At 67.8% G+C, this 16,367-nt stretch carries 15 protein-coding genes and 4 pseudogenes; 7 read left to right on the forward strand and 12 right to left on the reverse strand.

The features are described 5' to 3' along the window. Positions 1-270: 270 nt before the first annotated feature. Positions 271-735 carry a hypothetical protein gene (locus tag OH768_RS27380; RefSeq protein ID WP_406457889.1) on the reverse strand — a complete coding sequence of 155 codons (465 nt, stop codon included), beginning with the start codon at positions 733-735 and terminating at the stop codon, positions 271-273. An 827-nt stretch (positions 736-1,562) separates the two neighbouring features. On the opposite strand from OH768_RS27380, the gene OH768_RS27385 reads away from it, so the two are divergent. Next, positions 1,563-2,105, forward strand: coding sequence for a hypothetical protein (locus tag OH768_RS27385; protein ID WP_406457891.1), 543 nt, complete (start codon positions 1,563-1,565; stop codon positions 2,103-2,105). A 35-nt stretch (positions 2,106-2,140) separates the two neighbouring features. On the opposite strand, the gene OH768_RS27390 is transcribed toward OH768_RS27385, so the two are convergent. The 3 genes from OH768_RS27390 to OH768_RS27400 all read right to left on the reverse strand — a co-directional run bounded on the left by OH768_RS27390 (position 2,141) and on the right by OH768_RS27400 (position 4,341). After that, positions 2,141-2,944 carry a DUF1963 domain-containing protein gene (locus OH768_RS27390; RefSeq protein WP_406457893.1) on the reverse strand — a complete coding sequence of 268 codons (804 nt, stop codon included), beginning with the start codon at positions 2,942-2,944 and terminating at the stop codon, positions 2,141-2,143. Positions 2,945-3,119: 175 nt separating this feature from the next. Further along, positions 3,120-3,314 (reverse strand): DUF4265 domain-containing protein, encoded by a 195-nt coding sequence (locus OH768_RS27395; protein WP_406457895.1) that lies wholly within the window; start codon positions 3,312-3,314, stop codon positions 3,120-3,122. A gap of 298 nt (positions 3,315-3,612) precedes the next feature. After that, positions 3,613-4,341: a hypothetical protein gene (locus tag OH768_RS27400; RefSeq protein WP_406457897.1), complete on the reverse strand. Its 729-nt coding sequence runs from the start codon at positions 4,339-4,341 to the stop codon at positions 3,613-3,615. Between the two features lie 283 nt (positions 4,342-4,624). Here OH768_RS27400 and OH768_RS27405 point away from each other — a divergent pair. From OH768_RS27405 to OH768_RS27415, 3 genes and pseudogenes are all read left to right on the forward strand, one after another. Further along, positions 4,625-5,503, forward strand: a pseudogene (locus tag OH768_RS27405) (IS3 family transposase); the annotation flags it as partial. A gap of 57 nt (positions 5,504-5,560) precedes the next feature. Beyond that, positions 5,561-5,863 (forward strand): annotated as a pseudogene (locus OH768_RS27410) (integrase core domain-containing protein); the annotation flags it as partial. 217 nt (positions 5,864-6,080) lie between these two features. Beyond that, on the forward strand, positions 6,081-7,445 hold the full coding sequence (locus tag OH768_RS27415) for a glutamate decarboxylase (RefSeq protein WP_359613107.1): 1,365 nt from the start codon (positions 6,081-6,083) through the stop codon (positions 7,443-7,445). A 323-nt stretch (positions 7,446-7,768) separates the two neighbouring features. Here OH768_RS27415 and OH768_RS27420 read toward each other — a convergent pair whose 3' ends face one another. Together OH768_RS27420 and OH768_RS27425 are read right to left on the reverse strand one after the other, a co-directional pair. Then, positions 7,769-8,314, reverse strand: a complete 546-nt coding sequence (locus OH768_RS27420) for a hypothetical protein (protein ID WP_406457899.1) — start codon at positions 8,312-8,314, stop codon at positions 7,769-7,771. 325 nt (positions 8,315-8,639) lie between these two features. After that, positions 8,640-8,867 (reverse strand): annotated as a pseudogene (locus tag OH768_RS27425) (hypothetical protein); the annotation flags it as partial. Here OH768_RS27425 and OH768_RS27430 point away from each other — a divergent pair. Then, positions 8,865-9,071 (forward strand): annotated as a pseudogene (locus OH768_RS27430) (UTRA domain-containing protein); the annotation flags it as partial. The pseudogenes OH768_RS27425 and OH768_RS27430 sit on opposite strands and share 3 nt — an antisense overlap. 287 nt (positions 9,072-9,358) lie before the next feature. On the opposite strand, the gene OH768_RS27435 reads toward OH768_RS27430, so the two are convergent. The 5 genes from OH768_RS27435 to OH768_RS27455 form a co-directional block, all read right to left on the reverse strand. Continuing rightward, a complete protein-coding gene (locus tag OH768_RS27435; RefSeq protein WP_406457901.1) occupies positions 9,359-10,186 on the reverse strand; it encodes an alpha/beta fold hydrolase in 828 nt (275 codons plus the stop codon). Positions 10,187-10,505: 319 nt separating this feature from the next. Further along, the gene (locus OH768_RS27440) at positions 10,506-11,123 is read right to left on the reverse strand and encodes a TOPRIM nucleotidyl transferase/hydrolase domain-containing protein (RefSeq protein WP_406457903.1); all 618 of its coding nucleotides are present in this window, start codon (positions 11,121-11,123) and stop codon (positions 10,506-10,508) included. Between the two features lie 156 nt (positions 11,124-11,279). Continuing rightward, positions 11,280-11,408 carry a hypothetical protein gene (locus tag OH768_RS27445; RefSeq protein ID WP_406457905.1) on the reverse strand — a complete coding sequence of 43 codons (129 nt, stop codon included), beginning with the start codon at positions 11,406-11,408 and terminating at the stop codon, positions 11,280-11,282. Then, the gene (locus tag OH768_RS27450; protein ID WP_406457907.1) at positions 11,405-11,662 is read right to left on the reverse strand and encodes a hypothetical protein; all 258 of its coding nucleotides are present in this window, start codon (positions 11,660-11,662) and stop codon (positions 11,405-11,407) included. The genes OH768_RS27445 and OH768_RS27450 overlap by 4 nt, the downstream gene beginning before the upstream one ends. Positions 11,663-11,819: 157 nt before the next feature. Then, on the reverse strand, positions 11,820-12,419 hold the full coding sequence (locus tag OH768_RS27455) for a VanZ family protein (RefSeq protein ID WP_406457909.1): 600 nt from the start codon (positions 12,417-12,419) through the stop codon (positions 11,820-11,822). Between the two features lie 131 nt (positions 12,420-12,550). Here OH768_RS27455 and OH768_RS27460 point away from each other — a divergent pair, with 131 nt between their 5' ends. Continuing rightward, positions 12,551-13,780 (forward strand): sensor histidine kinase, encoded by a 1,230-nt coding sequence (locus OH768_RS27460; RefSeq protein WP_406457911.1) that lies wholly within the window; start codon positions 12,551-12,553, stop codon positions 13,778-13,780. Then, the gene (locus OH768_RS27465) at positions 13,777-14,436 is read left to right on the forward strand and encodes a response regulator (protein WP_406457913.1); all 660 of its coding nucleotides are present in this window, start codon (positions 13,777-13,779) and stop codon (positions 14,434-14,436) included. The genes OH768_RS27460 and OH768_RS27465 overlap by 4 nt, the downstream gene beginning before the upstream one ends. 424 nt (positions 14,437-14,860) lie before the next feature. On the opposite strand, the gene OH768_RS27470 is transcribed toward OH768_RS27465, so the two are convergent. Next, positions 14,861-16,366 (reverse strand): amino acid ABC transporter permease/ATP-binding protein, encoded by a 1,506-nt coding sequence (locus OH768_RS27470; RefSeq protein WP_406457915.1) that lies wholly within the window; start codon positions 16,364-16,366, stop codon positions 14,861-14,863. Position 16,367 lies beyond the last annotated feature (1 nt).

Genomic DNA, 16,367 nt, shown 5'->3' on the forward strand with positions numbered 1-16,367 from the left:
ACCCGGGGGATGCGCGTTGAGGGTTCGGTTGGCCCGAGCCGGCGGCGCGTATCACTCTCGCGCCCGTTGTCAGTGCCTACGACTATGGTCGCAAGCGCGCGGCCGGCTTCCGGGGGTTCCAGCTCCGTAGGGAATGGTTGCATCCCCGACCTGTCCGGGGGCGGCCCGGAGAACACGTCCGGGACCCAACCGACGGTCGGGCTCAGCCGATGACCAAGCAGTGACCTGCCAGCGCCGGCCGCGCACGATCTGCCTCCCGGGGCAGGTGGCTCACAGGTGTTGCTTGCCCCGGCTGACAAGTCGGCTGATTCCGTCGCGAGTTCGCACCCTGCGAGCATCGAACTCGTCCCTGCTGTCGACCTTGGGCAGCACCGTGATATCGGCGAGCACGTCCTCCGCGGCCCGGCTCAGCGCGTCGTCATCCGTGAGCATCTGCGCCCGGAACAGGGCCTCTTGGGCGTTGGAGCGCAGGTCGTAGGCACGGATACGTACCGCGTCCGGATCTTCCGGCGGAGGCTGCTCATGCTCACAGAACCACAGATGGACCAGGCAGCGCCGATAGTTGATCAGTGCCCCGGCGTACACGGAGTAGGCGTCGAGCCGCTCCTGCCGGAGCTTCTCGCGGCGCGCGAACTGGTGACTCCTGTCGGTGGTGCGCTGTTGGAACGCCAGAGTGATCCCCGAACCGAGCAGCGTCCCCAGGACGGCTATGCCACTGGCGATGATGGTCTCCACGCGCTTAGCTGATCACGCGAGGTCGGCCTCGGCACGCAGTATCCCCAACCTCTAGGACCTCACCACGCTGGCCGAAGGCTCATCAACCCTCGTGGCTTTCACCGTGATTCCCCGCTGTTCCTCGCCCTGGCTGGTGCCTCTGCGATGCATGAGCGTTGTCAATTGGCCGTACGCTGCGGAGCGTTGGGTCGGTCTGCCGCCTGGGCAAGGAGAGCGCGCGGCCAAGGGGGGTGGCTCAGAAGAGATCCCCGAGCCACGCCGGTCCGGGAGCTCGTGAAGCTTCGACACCACCCCCCTCCGAACAACCGCCGAGTGGCCCCGGACCGAGCGCGGATCACTTCTTACGACGTCTGCCCGCACGCTTATTCAGCTCGGCCTGGCCACGCTTCGTCCAGTCACCCTGATGGAGGTAGCAACGTGCCGTGCCCTTCAGCGTCTTGTTCTGACAACGCTTTCCGGACGCCGTCGGCCAACCGCACTTCCCCTGCTTCCACTCACCCACGGGTTCTCCCCCTCTCGCTCGTTCGCTTGGTGCCCGGGCGTCCAGAGTCCGGCAGGTGGCCGACGCGGAGGAGGGCGTACGGTCGGCGGAGTCGGGGTGATGCGAGTGCGCGCGGGTCGGTACGTCGGGGCGCTCTTCCGGGGGTATCGCCTCGGCGCCTCGACTGCTCTTGACGTTGCTCTTGCCGTGATTGCCCGCTGTATCCAGTACGGCGCCGGTCGTGTGGTCGCCGTTCGACGAATACCTCTGGCACTCGTGCGACATCCTTGCCGATGTCCTCGAAGGCCAAGGGGCCCGCCGACCGTTGGTGGCCACGACCGCACGAATGCAACACGGCGAACGCGCACTCGCCGTCGGGCCGGCGCAACGCCAGACCTGGAGGGCACTCGGCAACGGGAGTTACACGCACACGAACGCCGCCGCCTTCGGCAGTCCGGGATTTGTGATCGGTTCCTTGGCGGGCTCTGCCTTGGGCAACGCCGCCCGCAGGCGGCAAGCGGCACGTGACGCCGAGCCGCGGTGGGTCGTGGACGGGACCGGCGCAGTGACGCTCACCCTGCAGAAGCTCCACTTCGCGCACACTGCTGAACTGGACCTCGACTGGGGGGCGTTGAACTCCATCGAGCTCGCGGCCCCGGACGTGTTCCAGACGAGCTTCGTCAACACGCGCGGTTCTCATACGACGGTGCGAGTGCAGACGCCGTGGGCTTCGCTCGCCTTCGTTCTCGCCGCGATCACCGCGTTCCCGGCCCACCCCCGCCTGCTCACCCGCGGTTGGCTTCCTCCGGACTTCGAGGAACGGTGTGCCCGAGCAGGTCGTCCCTGCCGTCCGGCCGCGCAGCCGGCACTGCGGGCAAGCGGCGCTTAGCCGCGAAGCGGAGTAGACCGGCCGCCGTGCTTTCCCTAGCAGTCGTAGCGATGCGTGTACGGCAGTTCGGGGCACTCGCGGCAGAGGAAGACGTAGATGCCTCCGAGGTCGCCCATGACCATGTCGAGGTCTTCCTCGGGGGTGATGCTGAGCAGGTGCTCCATACGGTGGCCGCGCCCGCAGACCGGCCAGTCGGGTGTCTGATTCCAGGCCGGATACCCGCCGACCTTGTTCTGCAGCGCACACGCCAGCAGCGCGTACTCCGTTCCGAACCGCTCTTCCAACTCCTCTATGCGGGGCCGCAACGTCCGCTGAAGTTCCTGCGGCAGATCCCAATTCGGGTACTCCACAACCGTGGTGGGGGACACCGTGCACGGATTGGGCATGAACTCCTCGTCGTACTCGCCCTCTTGAGGGGTGAGTATCGCCTGGAGCATGCCGGTGGCGGGGACGTCCGCTTCGTCGCGCCAGAAGAGCTTCGGCAGGGCGGCGCACGCCTGGTCCCGGGGATGGATCAGCGGGCACCAGACCAGCTGGAGTACGTCCGTACCTCCGGGGAACGTCAGCTCAGGCACGTCCCGTGCGAAGAGCTGGACGACCGGGACCATGGGGACCGTCCCGGCCGGCTCCTTCTCGTTGGGCCAAGTCCAGTGACCCGGTTGTCCGCAGGAGGGCCAGGGCTCATCGGCCGGCCAGAGCATGGGCCCGCCCAGGGAACTCTCCCGGACCCCGGGGGACCCGCTCTTCGGCAACAGCAGGGTCGTCCGTCGGCGGAGGAGCGCGAGCTCGGGTATGAGGTCGTCCAGGTCGTGAGGGCGACCGCTAAAGCTCGGCGTCACGGGCGGGGGGCTCCTTGCTTGGGCGGCTCCGGATGGTGGGCAAGTTACTTCATGAGGGGGGATCACCCGGCGGGTGGCTGCTGCGAAGGATTCTTCTTGCCCTGGGTGTTGTCGGGGATCTCGGGGAGCTGGGTCTTTGCCGGTGAGGGGCAGTGGGCGGGCCACATGAACGGCGTCAGCCGACGGAGGTGGCGCGCCACTGCGCGGTGATGCGCCCTTCCTCAATGTCCCACCACTCCTTGCCCACACCGTGGTTGAGCAGCCGTTGCACCGCGGCGAGATCGGCGGCGGGCGGGACGTCCAGGGCGACCATGCCGAACTTCTCTATGCCCTCGCCGCAGACTCCGAGTTCACGAAACGCATCGATCACGCTCTGCCGTGCGGCTGCTGAACCGTCGTCGCGGAATCGGCAATTGGAGTGTGCAGTTCCGCACGAGGGAGGGGTTCACGTACACGGCGTACGCCCTGAGTGATCTGGCAGGTGGGACTTGCCAGGATGAGCGGTTCGCTGATGTGCGGCGGATCGTTGATGCCCAACTCCACAGCGGACAACCGCTTTAGGAGTTCGATCGTGGGCCCTCTGGAGGCGCCTCACCGCAGAAGGGCACAGTCATGCCTGACCGTCCTGGACTGCTGGTGTTCCTCGACGTTGATGTCAGTCGTGGATGTCACCCGCGTCCGATGAGGGCGTCCGCGAGGGCTTGGGCTTGGCGCGGTGTGATGCCGAGGGCGAGCGGTATGTGGCGGGGACTGTAGGGCGACGAACACACTGCGATCGGGCTATCTGCAGTCACGGTCCAGCTGGGTTCGCTCCCGGCCTCCTGCTCGCCGACCAGTACGGTGGCCAACTCGTCCGCTGCGTCAGAACTTATGCCGCAGCGTGTCAGCGCTTGAGCCACCATGTGACGCGCTTCGGGTGGCATCTCGGCGTCGCCAAGCATCGGAAGTAGGAGCAGGAGGCGCTGTGAGCTGTCGGTCAAACCCTCACTGCTGTTCTGTGCGGTCTCAGCGAGTGTGGCGAGTTCCGTCCAAGACAGTCCGGGGCCGGCCTGGTCAGCGCCGCACTGACCGAGGTATCCGAGTCGGCCCCACTCATGGTGGCGTACGAAGAAATCGACGTTGTTAGCGTCGTCGAAGTTGGCGTACACGGCGTAAGCAGTATGGCCGCCCTCGAAGGGGACACGCAGCACCGGCCAGGGCTCCTCAGGGTTGCTGAGGTGCTCCACCATCGCCTCGTAGGCCGACGCGTCCACCCCGTAGCGCTCTGGATCCTCGCTCGGATCTCCCACGGTCAACATGAGATGTGCAAGCCAGAAGGCGGGCTCGCGCGCGAGATCCTCGCCTGCTATCAGCTCGCAGTCCTCCAGATATTCGGGGATGTGCACCGTGAGAGCCATGCGCGGAGCGTACTTGTCGTCATCGCCTTCCCATCCGCGAGGGCCGGGAGGACTGTCTTCCTGACGTCGGGCCGGACGGGAGCAGCCCCGCTTTAGGAGAGAGGGTGAGCCGCACGGCAGGTGACCTGCGGCTTCGCTGGTCGAGCTAGCGGGCACGTATGCACCTGCTAGCCACCCTTGTTGACCCCTGCTTCTGGCACGGCTGTGGCACGGTGACCCCTTCGTCCCGAAGCAACTTGGACGGGCGCTCTGCCTTGGGTTGCTGCGTCTCTCACCTGCGCTGGTGGTCCACTGGCGTTCGCGCTCGTCCGCGGTTGTTCGTCCGCGTTGTCACGCAGTTGGATACGCACATGCGTTTCGGACGGCCGCGGACCGGGCCGCCCGGCAAGCGGCCGACGCCCGCCTCGCCGCCCGGATACAGGCCGTGCACCGCGAGTCGGACGGCACCTACGGCGTCCCCAGGATCACCGCCGAACTCCGCCACGACGGCGAGCGAATCAACCACAAGCGGATCGCGCGGGTGATGCGCAGCATCGGCCTGGCAGGCGTGCGGCTGCGCCGCAGGCACCGCACCACTGTTGCGGATCCGGCCGCGGCGAAGGCCCCGGACCTGATCGGCCGCGACTTCACGGCAAGCGAGCCGAACACGAAGCACGTCGGGGACATCACTTATCTCCCGCTGGACGGCGGGAAGTTCCTGTATCTGGCCACCGTCATCGACCTCGCCTCACGCCGCCTGGCCGGCTGGGCGATCGCGGACCACATGCGCACCAACCTCGTCACCGACGCCCTGGCCGCCGCCGAACGGACCCGCGGCAGCCTCGCCGGGCGGTCATGCACACCGACCAAGGAGCCCAGGGTGGATTCAACTGGTCGTCGCAACACTTTGATCTCGGAGGTGTGCGACGTGGCCACGGCGGACTGGAGTTTGAAGACCAGCGATGTTCCGGAGGGTCGGCGTCGGCAGTGGCGCGCTGATCGTGCGTTGCGGCCGGCGATGCGTTCGCCGGGGCGGCCTGATCCCTCTCGAGTCGTGCAGCGCCAGTTCTGGCGGCTGATCGCCACAGGGGTCACGACGGTGGAGGCGTCGTTGGCGGTCGGCGTGTCGTGGCCGGTGGGTGCGAGGTGGTTTCGTCACGCTGGCGGACACCCGCCGAGGTCTTCGAAGAGCAGCTACGCTCGCTGCAACAGCCCGGTGTTGCAACGACTGGTTGAACTCGCCCAGTACACCAGCCGGGCCTTCGCCGATGCCTGCCGCCTGGCCGGCGTCCGCCAGTCCATAAGCGCGATCGGCTCCAGCGCGGACAACGCGCTTGCCGAGTCCTTGAACGCGACTTTCAAACGCGAGACGCTCCAGGGCCGCAAGACCTGGTCCAGCGAACGCGAGGCCCGCCTCGACGCGTTCCGCTGGCTCAACCGCTACAACACCCGACGCCGTCACTCCAGCCTCGGACAACGCAGTCCCATCGCCTACGAGACCGCACCCGACACAACATCAACTACCCTGGCCCAAGCCGCATAGCCCGTGTCCAAGATTCCGGGTCAAGGCCCCAAGTGAGACTTCCCCACTAGTCAAGGCACGCGGCACGCGCCGTGCACGCGCGGCCCGTCGTCCAGGCCCCGCTCCGATCTTCGTCCCGCTCCGGCCCGGCCGCCGACCCCACGCCTGACAGAGCCTCGCTATTCTGCCTCGGCGTGTCCCTCGTCGAGGCAGGCGCCGGCGCTGTTTGAATCGCCATATGACTAAGCGTGACGACGCGGCCCTGTTCGGCAACCGATTCTTGACTCTGGCCGCTCCCTCGGAGACCTTCCCCGAGGAAGGCATGGCTGCGACGGATGCAATGAGGCTCGTGGATGTGGATCTCGCCATGGAGGGTGACCCGCAGCGCAACCTCGCCACGTTTGTCACCACTTGGATGGAGCCGGAGGCGCAACGGCTGATCGCCGAGAATCTCCACCGCAATTTCATTGACCATGCGGAGTACCCGATTTCCGCGGAGATCGAGCAGCGTTGCGTGCGCATGCTCGCCGACCTCTTCAACGCGCCAGGCAGGACAACCGGGTGTCGGACCCAGGGCTCGTCCGAGGCGATCATGCTCGGTGCTCTATCCCTGAAATGGAAGTGGCGGGAACGCCGCCAGGCGGCCAATCTGTCGGTCGACCGCCCCAACTTGATCTTCGGCGGGGACGTCCACGTCGTGTGGGAGAAGTTCTGCCGCTACTTCGACGTCGAACCGCGGATCGTGCCGCTTGCCGAAGGCAAGTACACGATCGGCCCGGAGGACGTGGAGCCTCACCTCGACGAGAACACGATCGGCGTCGTCGCCGTCCTCGGCACCACGTTCACCGGCCACAAGGACGACGTCGTCGGGATCGACAAGCTCCTGCGGGACGTCCGCAAGGAGCGGGACCTCGACATCCCGATCCACGTTGACGGAGCCAGCGGCGCATTCGTGTGGCCCTTCCTCTACCCGGACTCGAAATGGGACTTCCGGCTCGAGCAGGTCCGCTCCATCAACGTCTCGGGACACAAGTACGGCCTGGTCTACCCCGGCATCGGCTGGCTGGTCTTCCGCGAGGCGTCCGACCTGCCCAAGGACCTCGTGTTCCAGGAGAACTACTTGGGCAAGACCGACGCGACGTTCACGCTGAACTTCTCTACCGGCGCGTCGATGGTGCTCGCGCAGTACTACAACTTCGTCCGGCTCGGTCGCCAGGGCTACACCTACGTCATGAAGATGATGCAGCAGAATGCCCACGCGTTGGCGGACAACCTGCGTAGCAGCGGCCGCTTCGAAGTGATCGGGAGCGACCTTGAGCAGCTGCCGCTGGTCGCTTTCCGTCTCGCCGGCAAGCACGCCTACGACGAGTCCGACGTCGCCTGGCAACTCTCGGCCGAGCGCGGCTGGATGGTGCCGGCGTACACGCTCCCGCCCAACGCGGAGCGGGTGAAGATCATGCGTGCCCTGGTCAAGGAGAGCATGAGCCGCGAGCAGGTCGATCGCCTGAGCCAGGACATCGCCGACGCGTGTCGCACTTTGGACGACAAGGGTGCGACCCATGGGAGCGAGCGGGCCCAGGTCAAGCGCGGCACCGGCTACTGACGCACCCAGCCCTCTCACCTCAACCCACCACTCACCCCAGCTCCCATCCCGTCTGCCTGGGCTGAAGGCAGACGGGATGGGAGCTCCCTACGCACGCCACGATGTGCCCGCAGTCGCCGATGGCGCCCTGTCCATCCCGGAGTCTGAGCGCCCCCGACGGAGCGGAGCGCAGCCGGGTGCCTTGATGCTTGACACCGCTTGCCTCGGCATGGCTGTGCGCCTGGATGTGGCATATGGGGCTGGTCTGGGTGAAGCGGACGTGGAAGGCCCCGGAGAACGAGTCCTCCGGGGCCTTCGACGAGGAGTGAGAGGTGGGCGGAAGGTCAGGAAACGGATGCGGTGCCGTTCAGTTCCCAGGTCTTGCCCGACTTACCGTCACTCGCGATGTCGGGGTAGGCATAGCCGTCCGCGGTCCAGGTCTTCTTCTTGGTCTTGACATAGACCATGCCGTAGTCGTTCGTGAACGTCTTGGAACCCTTCTCCGAGCCGTTGATCTCGGAGCTGATGTCGCGGTTCTCGCAGATGTCGTTGCTGCAGTTCGTGACCTTGGTCGACCCGTGTTCAGCGCGCATGTGGATCGAGAAACTGTTGAAGCGCGTCCCACCGATGAAGCTGGACGTGCCGTCCCAGGACGCCTTGCTGACCCAGGCGCTGTAGTGGCGGTAGCCGCTGCTCGTGCCGGTGTACTGGATGCAGATCTTGACGCTGACCTTCACGTCCGGCTTGCCGGGAAGGTCGAACGACTTGGTGCTGGTCTTGCACTGCGTGGTGGGCGCCGCCTGGGCGTTTCCAGCTGTGGCGACGGCTCCGCCGAAGAGCAGCGCACCGGTGGTCGCCGCGGTAGCCGCATGGCGTACGAGTGTGTTCATGAAGACGATCTCCCCCTGGTTTCGTCGATCAACGTTTCCGCCGAGCCCCATGGGGCTCTGAGAGGCGAACCGGGTGTTTGCACGGTTGCCTCTCGGCGATACAGGCACGGGGCATCACGAGTGTGTGACACGGGCTTGTCCCGTCCTGGCCCATGATCGTAACCGGGACACCGGCCTGTTGAGCCTGAGGTAGCCGATGGTGGGTGATCTTTTACTGATCTTCTACAACTCGGAAGATTCACCCAGAGGCTGACGCCGAAGGGCACGCCGAACCGTGATGCTTGGTGGACGTATTGCCAGCCGAAGGACCGTTGGGCGAACCGCTTCAAGGAGTGGTGTGAGGCTTGAAGTCGTGCGCGCAGGCAGGTAGTTCTGCGCTCTGACGGTGTGCCATTGGCAGGAAGCGCGCTGGTCGGACTGCCCATGTGATGCGTGTGGTGACGTGGGTGACGGACACCGCCCACGGTTCCCTGCGCAAGAGGGCTCGTCTCGTGTCGATGCGATGGTCGTAGAGCCGCTCCCACGCTTCTTGAGAAGCATCGGTGTCGAAGGCCACCACCTCGACCACTTCGAGGAGGAGATCCGCGCCCGGATGCCCTCGCCCACCGAGGTCAAGACGCTCCGGCTGGCTTCCGGTGTGCCCGTGATCCACCTCATCCGTACCGCGTACGACATCGAAGGGCGGGCCGTGGAGGTCTGCGACACGATCACGGCTGCCGATGCCTATGTCCTCTCCTACCAACTCCCCGCGGCCTGAGTACGGCTCGCGTCATGAGTGGGGGAACGTGGACCGGCAACGACCGCGAACACAATGACGCTTGTCACGAGCGCTGGTTGGGGCGGGACTGGGGGGTCTGTACGCACCCCGGCTCGGCGTTCGACGGGCGAGTTCGTTTTGAGCATGACGGCTGCGAGCTGTTCGCCGCCCGGGAAGACGGTTCCTTCGGCTGAGTTCGATGAATGCGCTGAGTTCGGCTGATCGTTGTGTGGAGCAGCAAGGCCCAGGTCATCGACCTGGGCCTTGTTCGTGCAGCTGAAGCAACCTCAGTCCGTCGCCCCCGGCTTGACCACCGTGTCCACGAAGTCGCCGATCGCTCCCAGCGTCGCGCCCAACTGCTCGATCTGGGGGAAGTGGGCCGCGTCCGCGAGCGGGACGAAGTGGGCGTTGGGGAAGGAGTCGGCGTAGCCGCGGCCGTACTTGAGGGGGGCTATGCCGTCTTCCTCGCCCCAGATGACCAGGACCGGGACGATTACGCGGTGGAGGTGGGAGCGGAGCTTCGGGTCGTAGGTGAAGTGTTCGCCGCCGTAGATGGCCAGGGTCTTCTGGTTCGCGGCTCCAGCAGCGCGCTGTTCGTCGGTGAACGATGCGAAGTCGGGGCGGAACTCGGCCTTGGCGAAGGAGAGTTGGCTGATGTCGGTCGGAGCCATGCCGCGCGGGTCGACGACACGGTTCTCGACCATGTGGGCGTGGATGCCGACCGCGTTGAGCAGGGTCAGGGCGCCGATGCGGCCCTGGTTGTCGCGCAGGGCCATCTCCGCGGCGATCCAGCCGCCGACGGAGTTGCCGATCACCATGACGTCCTTGAGGTCCAGCGTGTCGAGCAGGTCCAGGTAGGCGATGGCCAGGTCGGCGACGGTGTCGAAGCGTTCTGGGCGGGGGGTGCCGTCGAAGCCGGGGTGGGTCGGGGTGACGACGTAGGCGTGTTCGGAGAGGGCGGCGGAGATGCCGGCCACCGTGCGCGGGCCTGCGCCGCCGTGCAGTACCAGGACGCCGGTGCCCTCGGTGTTCTCGCCGAACTCCTGGACGGTGACGGCGAGTCCGCCGGGGAGGGCGACGGTGCGAGGGGCGGGGGAGGTGGCGGAGGTGGGCATGGTGGGGTCCTTTTCGCTTGGTTCGCTCGGGCTTCGCTGCTTGCTGAGAGCTGGCTCTCATGAAGGTAAGGGGTTGGCTCTCCTTATGCAAGTCCACTCTCATGATGAGAGTTGGGTGTGCCCGATTCGGGGTGCCAGACGGCGATATGGGTGTGCGCGGTGCGCGGTGCTCCGCGCTCGGTGCTCCGCGCTCTGCGTGGCGCGGGGCCCGGTGACGGCGGGCGAAAAGGCCGGCGGCCGGTCGGACGTTCCCCCGTGCTGCCCGACCGGCCGCCGGTGGAGACGCTATCCGTGGTGCGGGGGTCGAAGAGGGTTGTGGTTACAGGGTGTTGAGCAGGTCGTCGAGGGGGGTGGGGGTGCGGTCGGGAGTGAGGGCCTCGACCAGGACTCGGCCGTAGTGGATCTTGCGGCCCGATGTCGTGCCGAAGAAGCGTCTCAACTGCTGCTGGATGGGGCGGCCTTGTTGGGCGGGCTGGTTCAGGAAGGTGCGGAGCGGGCGCAAGTCGCCCTCCGCGTCGATGAGTTCGGTGACGCGGGCCGGGCCCAGAGCGCGGATCAGTTCGTCCTCCAGGTCCGCCGTGCAGACGAAGAAAGCCTGTTGTGGTGCGCCCACGCTGTCGAAGGCCCGCGCGTAGTAAGGGCGTTCGCGTTCGTCGCACAGGCCCGTGAGGCGTAGGCCCAGGCCGGACGGGGACGGGCCGAGGAGGCGGGCGTAGCGGCCGACGTTCATCGCGCCGCCCATCGACAGGACGCAGACTCCCTCGGCGGGCAGGTCCCGGCCGCGGGCGGTCGCGAGTGCGTCTACGGCTGCGACGTCACTGGGGCCTTCGAGCAGTACGGCCACCCGAACTCCGAGTTCCGCTGCCAACTCGCGTGCCGGGGCACCGGGGTCACCGGCCGCCGCCCACTCCGCGACCGCCTCCCGAAACCTCTCCATTTCCCCCGTGCTCACCATGCCGACCATGAGACGAGTCTCCGTCCAGTACCGGCCGGTCCGGTAGGGATTTTTCACCGGGCGGAGGCGCGAGCAACCAGCCGCACAGGAGCCGGCGTTACGCGTCCGGCAGCGAGCGGACTGAGTATCGGGGGCCGTTCAGGTCCTTGAAGTGCCCGGTGACCTCACCGGAGTTGAGTCGTCCCTGAGCACCTGCGTGCGGGCGCCGAGCGACAGCGGATACACGCCGGCGTAGGTGTCGTAGGCGTAGGCGACGGCCTTGATCACGAGCAGGGCGCGGTGGGCGGCGGTGGGCGGCGGTGGGCGCGGAACACCCGCTGCGCGAGGGGGAGTTGGTGCGGCTCGGCGGCGGGGCGGGCCACGCTGTGATCGACCGGTACGTCTCGTACGAGCAGCAGCTCGAAGGCCTGCCCGGCGATGCTGCGGCCGACCAGGGCGACGGCGGCGGCACGGCGTGAAGTCTCCTTCGGGACAAAGCGGTTGGCAACGCCGAAGTGGCTCGCGAAGGTCGAGTGATTCACGTGCCCGTCCTGTGAGCGGGTGCGGGCCGGGGGGTACCTCCCAGGCCGTCGAGGCACTGGGAAGGACGGCCAGGCTGCGTCGGTGAAGTGCTCGCCGCAGGGCGGCCCGGGGTGACGGTCGGGTCCCTGAGTGGCACGAGTAGATACGGTATAAGGCTTACCTGACTTCTGCCGCAAGTGTGTGACCTGCACCTATCTGCTCGCCGTGCAGGGAGAAGGCGCGCACGATACCGGCCGTCGCCGAGACGCGGGACGCCGAGCGGATGATCAGGTACCCGACCATTCCGCCGAGAGTGTTGGCGATGAGGTCGTTGACGTCCACCGAGCGGGCGTCGTTGAACAGGACGTACATGAGGCACTGGGTGACCTCGATCGACGCGCTGGCCAGCGCCGTCCAGGCGGTGACCCGCCACAGCGAGGAGGCCTTCGCGGAGACGAGGGGGAGCAGCATCCCGAACGGAACCAGCATCAGCACGTTGGGTACGAAGCTGAAGTCGGCGGTGAGCAGCGGGATGAGCTGGAGCTGGTTCTCCCACGGCATCTGATTCGCGTACTTGCCGTAGGTCACGGTGATCGGAAGGATCGTGAGGCCCAGCACGCCGGCGAGGTAGACCGCGCCGGCCAGACGGGTCAGCGCCTGCCTACCGCCCCACCCGGGCTTCCTCCGCACCGCGTTCACGGCCAGCAGCACGCAGAACGCCGCCAGCAACGGGCCCAGCACGGTCGCGGAACCGATCTCGAATTGGACGTTGCCCATGGTGATGCTCCTAGCTGATGCGGACGGACGGCCACTGTCGCCCGGCGCACCCCGCGCGCGGATCTCCCGAAAGGCAGATCCTGAGCGGCTCGCTACGACTTTTGGCCGACCCTCCGGTTACGCTCGCCGCCATGAGGTTCCGGTGGTGGCTGCGGCCGCGCGTGGTGGTGTGGCCGCTGGTGGCGGCGCTGCTGCTCACCCTGGGCCTGTTCGACCACCGCTGGGGCATGTTCGACGACACGACGATCGGCCTGCTGAAACTCGGGTCCGCTCTGCTGGCGGTCGCCGCCCTTCTCGCCTCGCCCCGGCTGGGACCCCGAGCTCTGCCGGTGTCCGCCGGTGTCGCGGCGGTGGCGTCGCTGGGCACCACCGTCGCCCTCCACGTCGTCTCGGCGCGGTCCGTCGGAGAGAACGGGATCTATCCCACGGAGCCGTACGGCCTCACCGAACCGGCAGCGCTGCTCGGGCTGTTGACGCTCGTCGTCTGGCGCGGGAGACCGGTACCGGCGGCGGCGACAGCACTGGCACTGATCCCGGCGATCGTGCTGCGCCCGCTCGCGGAGGGAGTGAAGGAGACCACCGCCGTCATGGCGTTCTTCTTCACCCTGGCGGCGACGGCGGCGCTGGGTATCGGCCTGACGGTACGCCTGGTGACCGATGACAGACGGCGCCGGGAGACCACCGTACGACTGGAACAGCGCGCCGAGTTCGCCAGGGACCTGCACGACTTCGTGGCCCACCACGTCACGGGCATCGTCGTCCAGGCGCAGGGGGCCCGCGCGATCGCGGTCGGACGACCCCAGCTCGTGCCGCCCGCGCTGGAACGGATCGAACAGGCCGGCGTGCGGGCGCTGACCTCCATGCGCGCCATGGTCGGAATGCTGCGCGACGCGGACCGGCAGGGAGACCAGGGGGATCGTGGGGACCAGGGGGACATGGAGGGTCCCGCGCTCGCGCCGCTGGCGGGGATCGACGAAGTGCGGTCCCTCGTCGAGGAGTTCGCCCCGGTCGGCGGTGGCCGGGCGCTGTTGCGGATCGAGGGCGCGTTCGACGATCTGCCGGTGGAGGTGATCACCACCGTGCACCGGGTGGTGATGGAGGCGCTGACCAACGTACGCAAGCATTCCCGCGACTTCACCGAGGTGGAGGTGTGCCTGCTCCGGTCGGCGGGCCGGGTCCTCGTCAAGGTGACGGACGACGGCCGGCCGCGGCCCGCGCTGGGTCACGCCCTGGGCGGCGGGTTCGGACTGAAAGGGCTGGCGGAACGGGTGGAGATGATCGGCGGCAGAGTCGAGGCGGGCCCCGGAACGGCCGGCGGCTGGAGCATCGGGGCGACCATGCCGGTAGGGAAGGCTGCATGACGATCCGCGTACTGATCGCCGACGACCAGGCCATGGTCCGCACCGGATTCTGGATGATCCTTGCGGCCGAGGACGACATCGAGGTCGTGGGGGAGGCGGCGGACGGCGTGGAGGCGGTGGAACTGGCCGAACGACTCCGGCCGGACGTGGTGCTGATGGACATCCGCATGCCCCGGCTCGACGGGCTTGAGGCACTGCGCCGGCTGACCCGCCCCGGCCTGGTCGACCCGCCCAAGGTCGTGGTGGTCACCACCTTCGACGACGACGAGTACGTCCACCGGGCCCTGCGCGACGGCGCCTGCGGCTTCCTCCTCAAGGACTCCGGCCCCGCGCTCCTTGTCGAGGCGATCAGGGCGGCGGCCTCCGGAGACGCCCTGGTCAGCCCGTCCATCACGCTCCGCCTCCTGCGCGGCCTGTCCGGCGCCGCCTCGCCCGGACCCCGCGAACCCCGGCCCACCGAACTGTCGGCACGCGAGACGGACGTCGTACGGCTCGTGGCCAAGGGCTCCACCAACGCGGAGATCGCCGCCCGGCTGTCCATCTCGGTGGGCACGGTGAAGACCCACCTCGGCAACGTGCAGTCCAAGCTCGCCGCCCGAAACCGCGTCGAGATCGCCGCCTGGGCCTGGGAGAGCGGCCTCGTCGACCAGCGCTGACAAGCGTTGTCCCGCCCCCGTGGTGGCCGGCCGCCAGATCTCCGCCACCGTCTCCTCCCCGGACTCGGTCGGCGGTTGAACGGCTGCCGGCCGTAGTCCGACCCCCGGTACAGCAGCCGCCCCCCAGCGGGCCCTGAGCGTCGAGGTCACCTCGGGGTCGGAGCCCGCCTTCTCGTAGTACGAGGGGATGTTGACGATCGCCGGGATGCGGATCATGCCGTTGACCGCGGGCTCCCCGACGCGGAGATCTCGTACGCGGTCGAGCTGCGCGACGCCGACGACGAGCCGGTCCACGTCGGCGCCGCCCTTCGCCACGACAAAGACAACGTCGACATGTACGAGGCCGGCAGTGGCTGGATCGACCTGGACGCGTCCGATGCCGAGTGGTTCTACGCGTCCGTGAAGAACGGCACCGTCCTCTCGGTCACGGGGCACTCGTGATCGCCGCGAAGAAGCGTTCCAGGCGTGGTTCCCCGGAGTTGTCGAAGACGGTCTCGGGCGGGCCCTGGACGAGGACGCGGCCCTGGTCCATGAAGACCACCCAGTCCGCGACCTCACGGGCGAAGCGCATCTCGTGGGTGACGACGACCATCGTCGTGCCGTCGGCGGCGAGTTCGGCCATCACCGACAGGACCTCGCCGACGAGTTCGGGGTCGAGCGCCGAGGTCGGTTCGTCGAAGAGCAGCACGCTGGGGTCCATCGCCAACGCGCGGGCGATGGCGACGCGTTGCTGCTGGCCGCCGGACAACTGGTGCGGGTACTTGTGCGCGTGGGCGTCCATGCCCACCTTGCGCAGCAGCTCCCGCGCCCGGCGCTCGGCGGCCACCCGGCCGTCGTAGAGCCGCTGTTGGAGCGGGGCGAGGGTGATGTTCTGCAGGGCGGTCCGGTGCGGGAAGAGGTTGAACCGCTGGAAGACCATGCCCACGCGGCGCCGCTGGGCGGCGAGCTGACGGTCGCGGCCGCCCATCGGCCGCCCGTCGATCTCCACGCTGCCGGCGTCGGGCTGTTCGAGGTGGTTGAGGGTGCGGACGAGGGTGGTCTTGCCGGAGCCGGAAGGTCCGATGACGGCCACCACCTCACCGCGGTGCACATCGAGGTCCACCCCGTTCAGGACGGAGACCGCGCCGAAGGACTTTCGCAGGCCCCGGGCGCGTACGACCGCCTCCCCGGAGTGCGGGACACGGGGCCGGGTCCGCCGCGGCGCGGTCGGTGCTCTGTCCTCCGGGGTGTCGCCAACTGCCGCTTTCGTGCGGCGTTTTCGCACGTCCAGGCGGCGTTCGAGGAGGGCGCGGAGCCGGTCGAAGAGGGTGACGAGCAGGACGTAGTAGACCGCCACGGCGAGCAGGGTCTCCAGGACCAGGAAGTTCTGGGTGTAGAGGCGCTGGCCGACCAGCAGGAGTTCGGCCAGGGAGATGGAGCTGACCAGGGAGGTCAGTTTGAGGATGCTGATGAACTCGTTGCCGAGTGCGGGGAGGGCGACGCGGAAGGCCTGCGGCACCACCACATGGCGTTGGACCCCCGCGTAGGGGATGCCGAGCGCCTGTGCGGCCTCGCCCTGTTCCTTGCCCACGGCGAGCAGTCCGCCGCGGTGGATCTCGGCGGTGTACGCGGTCTCGCTGAGCACGAGCGCGACCAGTCCCGCGGCGAAGGGGCTCGACAGGAAGGGCCTCAAGTCGGGGAAGAGCTGGGGGGAGTTGTAGACGAAGATGAGCAGGACCAGCAGCGGCAGACTGCGGAAGAACCAGACGTACGCGCCGGCCAGCAGCCGTAGCGGACGCAGCCGGGACTGCTGGGCGAGGGCGACGAGCAGGCCCAGCGCGGTGGCGATCACCCAGGCGGAGACGGCGAGTTCGACGACGAGCAGGGCCGCCCGCCACAGGTCGGCGTCGCCGAACAGACCGATCGTGTAGTGCCAGTCGAAGCTGCCCATC

Origin of the sequence: Streptomyces sp. NBC_01622 (assembly GCF_045209635.1) — a bacterium.
Classification (GTDB): Bacteria; Actinomycetota; Actinomycetes; order Streptomycetales; family Streptomycetaceae; genus Streptomyces.

Excerpts from the sequence above, each read along its gene's own strand:
- OH768_RS27400 (WP_406457897.1), bottom strand. The coding sequence starts at position 4,341 with ATGGCTCTCACGGTGCACATCCCCGAATATCTGGAGGACTGCGAGCTG.
- OH768_RS27440 (WP_406457903.1), bottom strand. The coding sequence starts at position 11,123 with ATGGAGAGGTTTCGGGAGGCGGTCGCGGAGTGGGCGGCGGCCGGTGAC.
- OH768_RS27435 (WP_406457901.1), bottom strand. The coding sequence starts at position 10,186 with ATGCCCACCTCCGCCACCTCCCCCGCCCCTCGCACCGTCGCCCTCCCC.
- OH768_RS27385 (WP_406457891.1), top strand. The coding sequence starts at position 1,563 with ATGCAACACGGCGAACGCGCACTCGCCGTCGGGCCGGCGCAACGCCAG.
- OH768_RS27415 (WP_359613107.1), top strand. The coding sequence starts at position 6,081 with ATGACTAAGCGTGACGACGCGGCCCTGTTCGGCAACCGATTCTTGACT.
- OH768_RS27470 (WP_406457915.1), bottom strand. The coding sequence starts at position 16,366 with ATGGGCAGCTTCGACTGGCACTACACGATCGGTCTGTTCGGCGACGCC.
- OH768_RS27455 (WP_406457909.1), bottom strand. The coding sequence starts at position 12,419 with ATGGGCAACGTCCAATTCGAGATCGGTTCCGCGACCGTGCTGGGCCCG.
- OH768_RS27465 (WP_406457913.1), top strand. The coding sequence starts at position 13,777 with ATGACGATCCGCGTACTGATCGCCGACGACCAGGCCATGGTCCGCACC.
- OH768_RS27420 (WP_406457899.1), bottom strand. The coding sequence starts at position 8,314 with ATGAACACACTCGTACGCCATGCGGCTACCGCGGCGACCACCGGTGCG.
- OH768_RS27460 (WP_406457911.1), top strand. The coding sequence starts at position 12,551 with ATGAGGTTCCGGTGGTGGCTGCGGCCGCGCGTGGTGGTGTGGCCGCTG.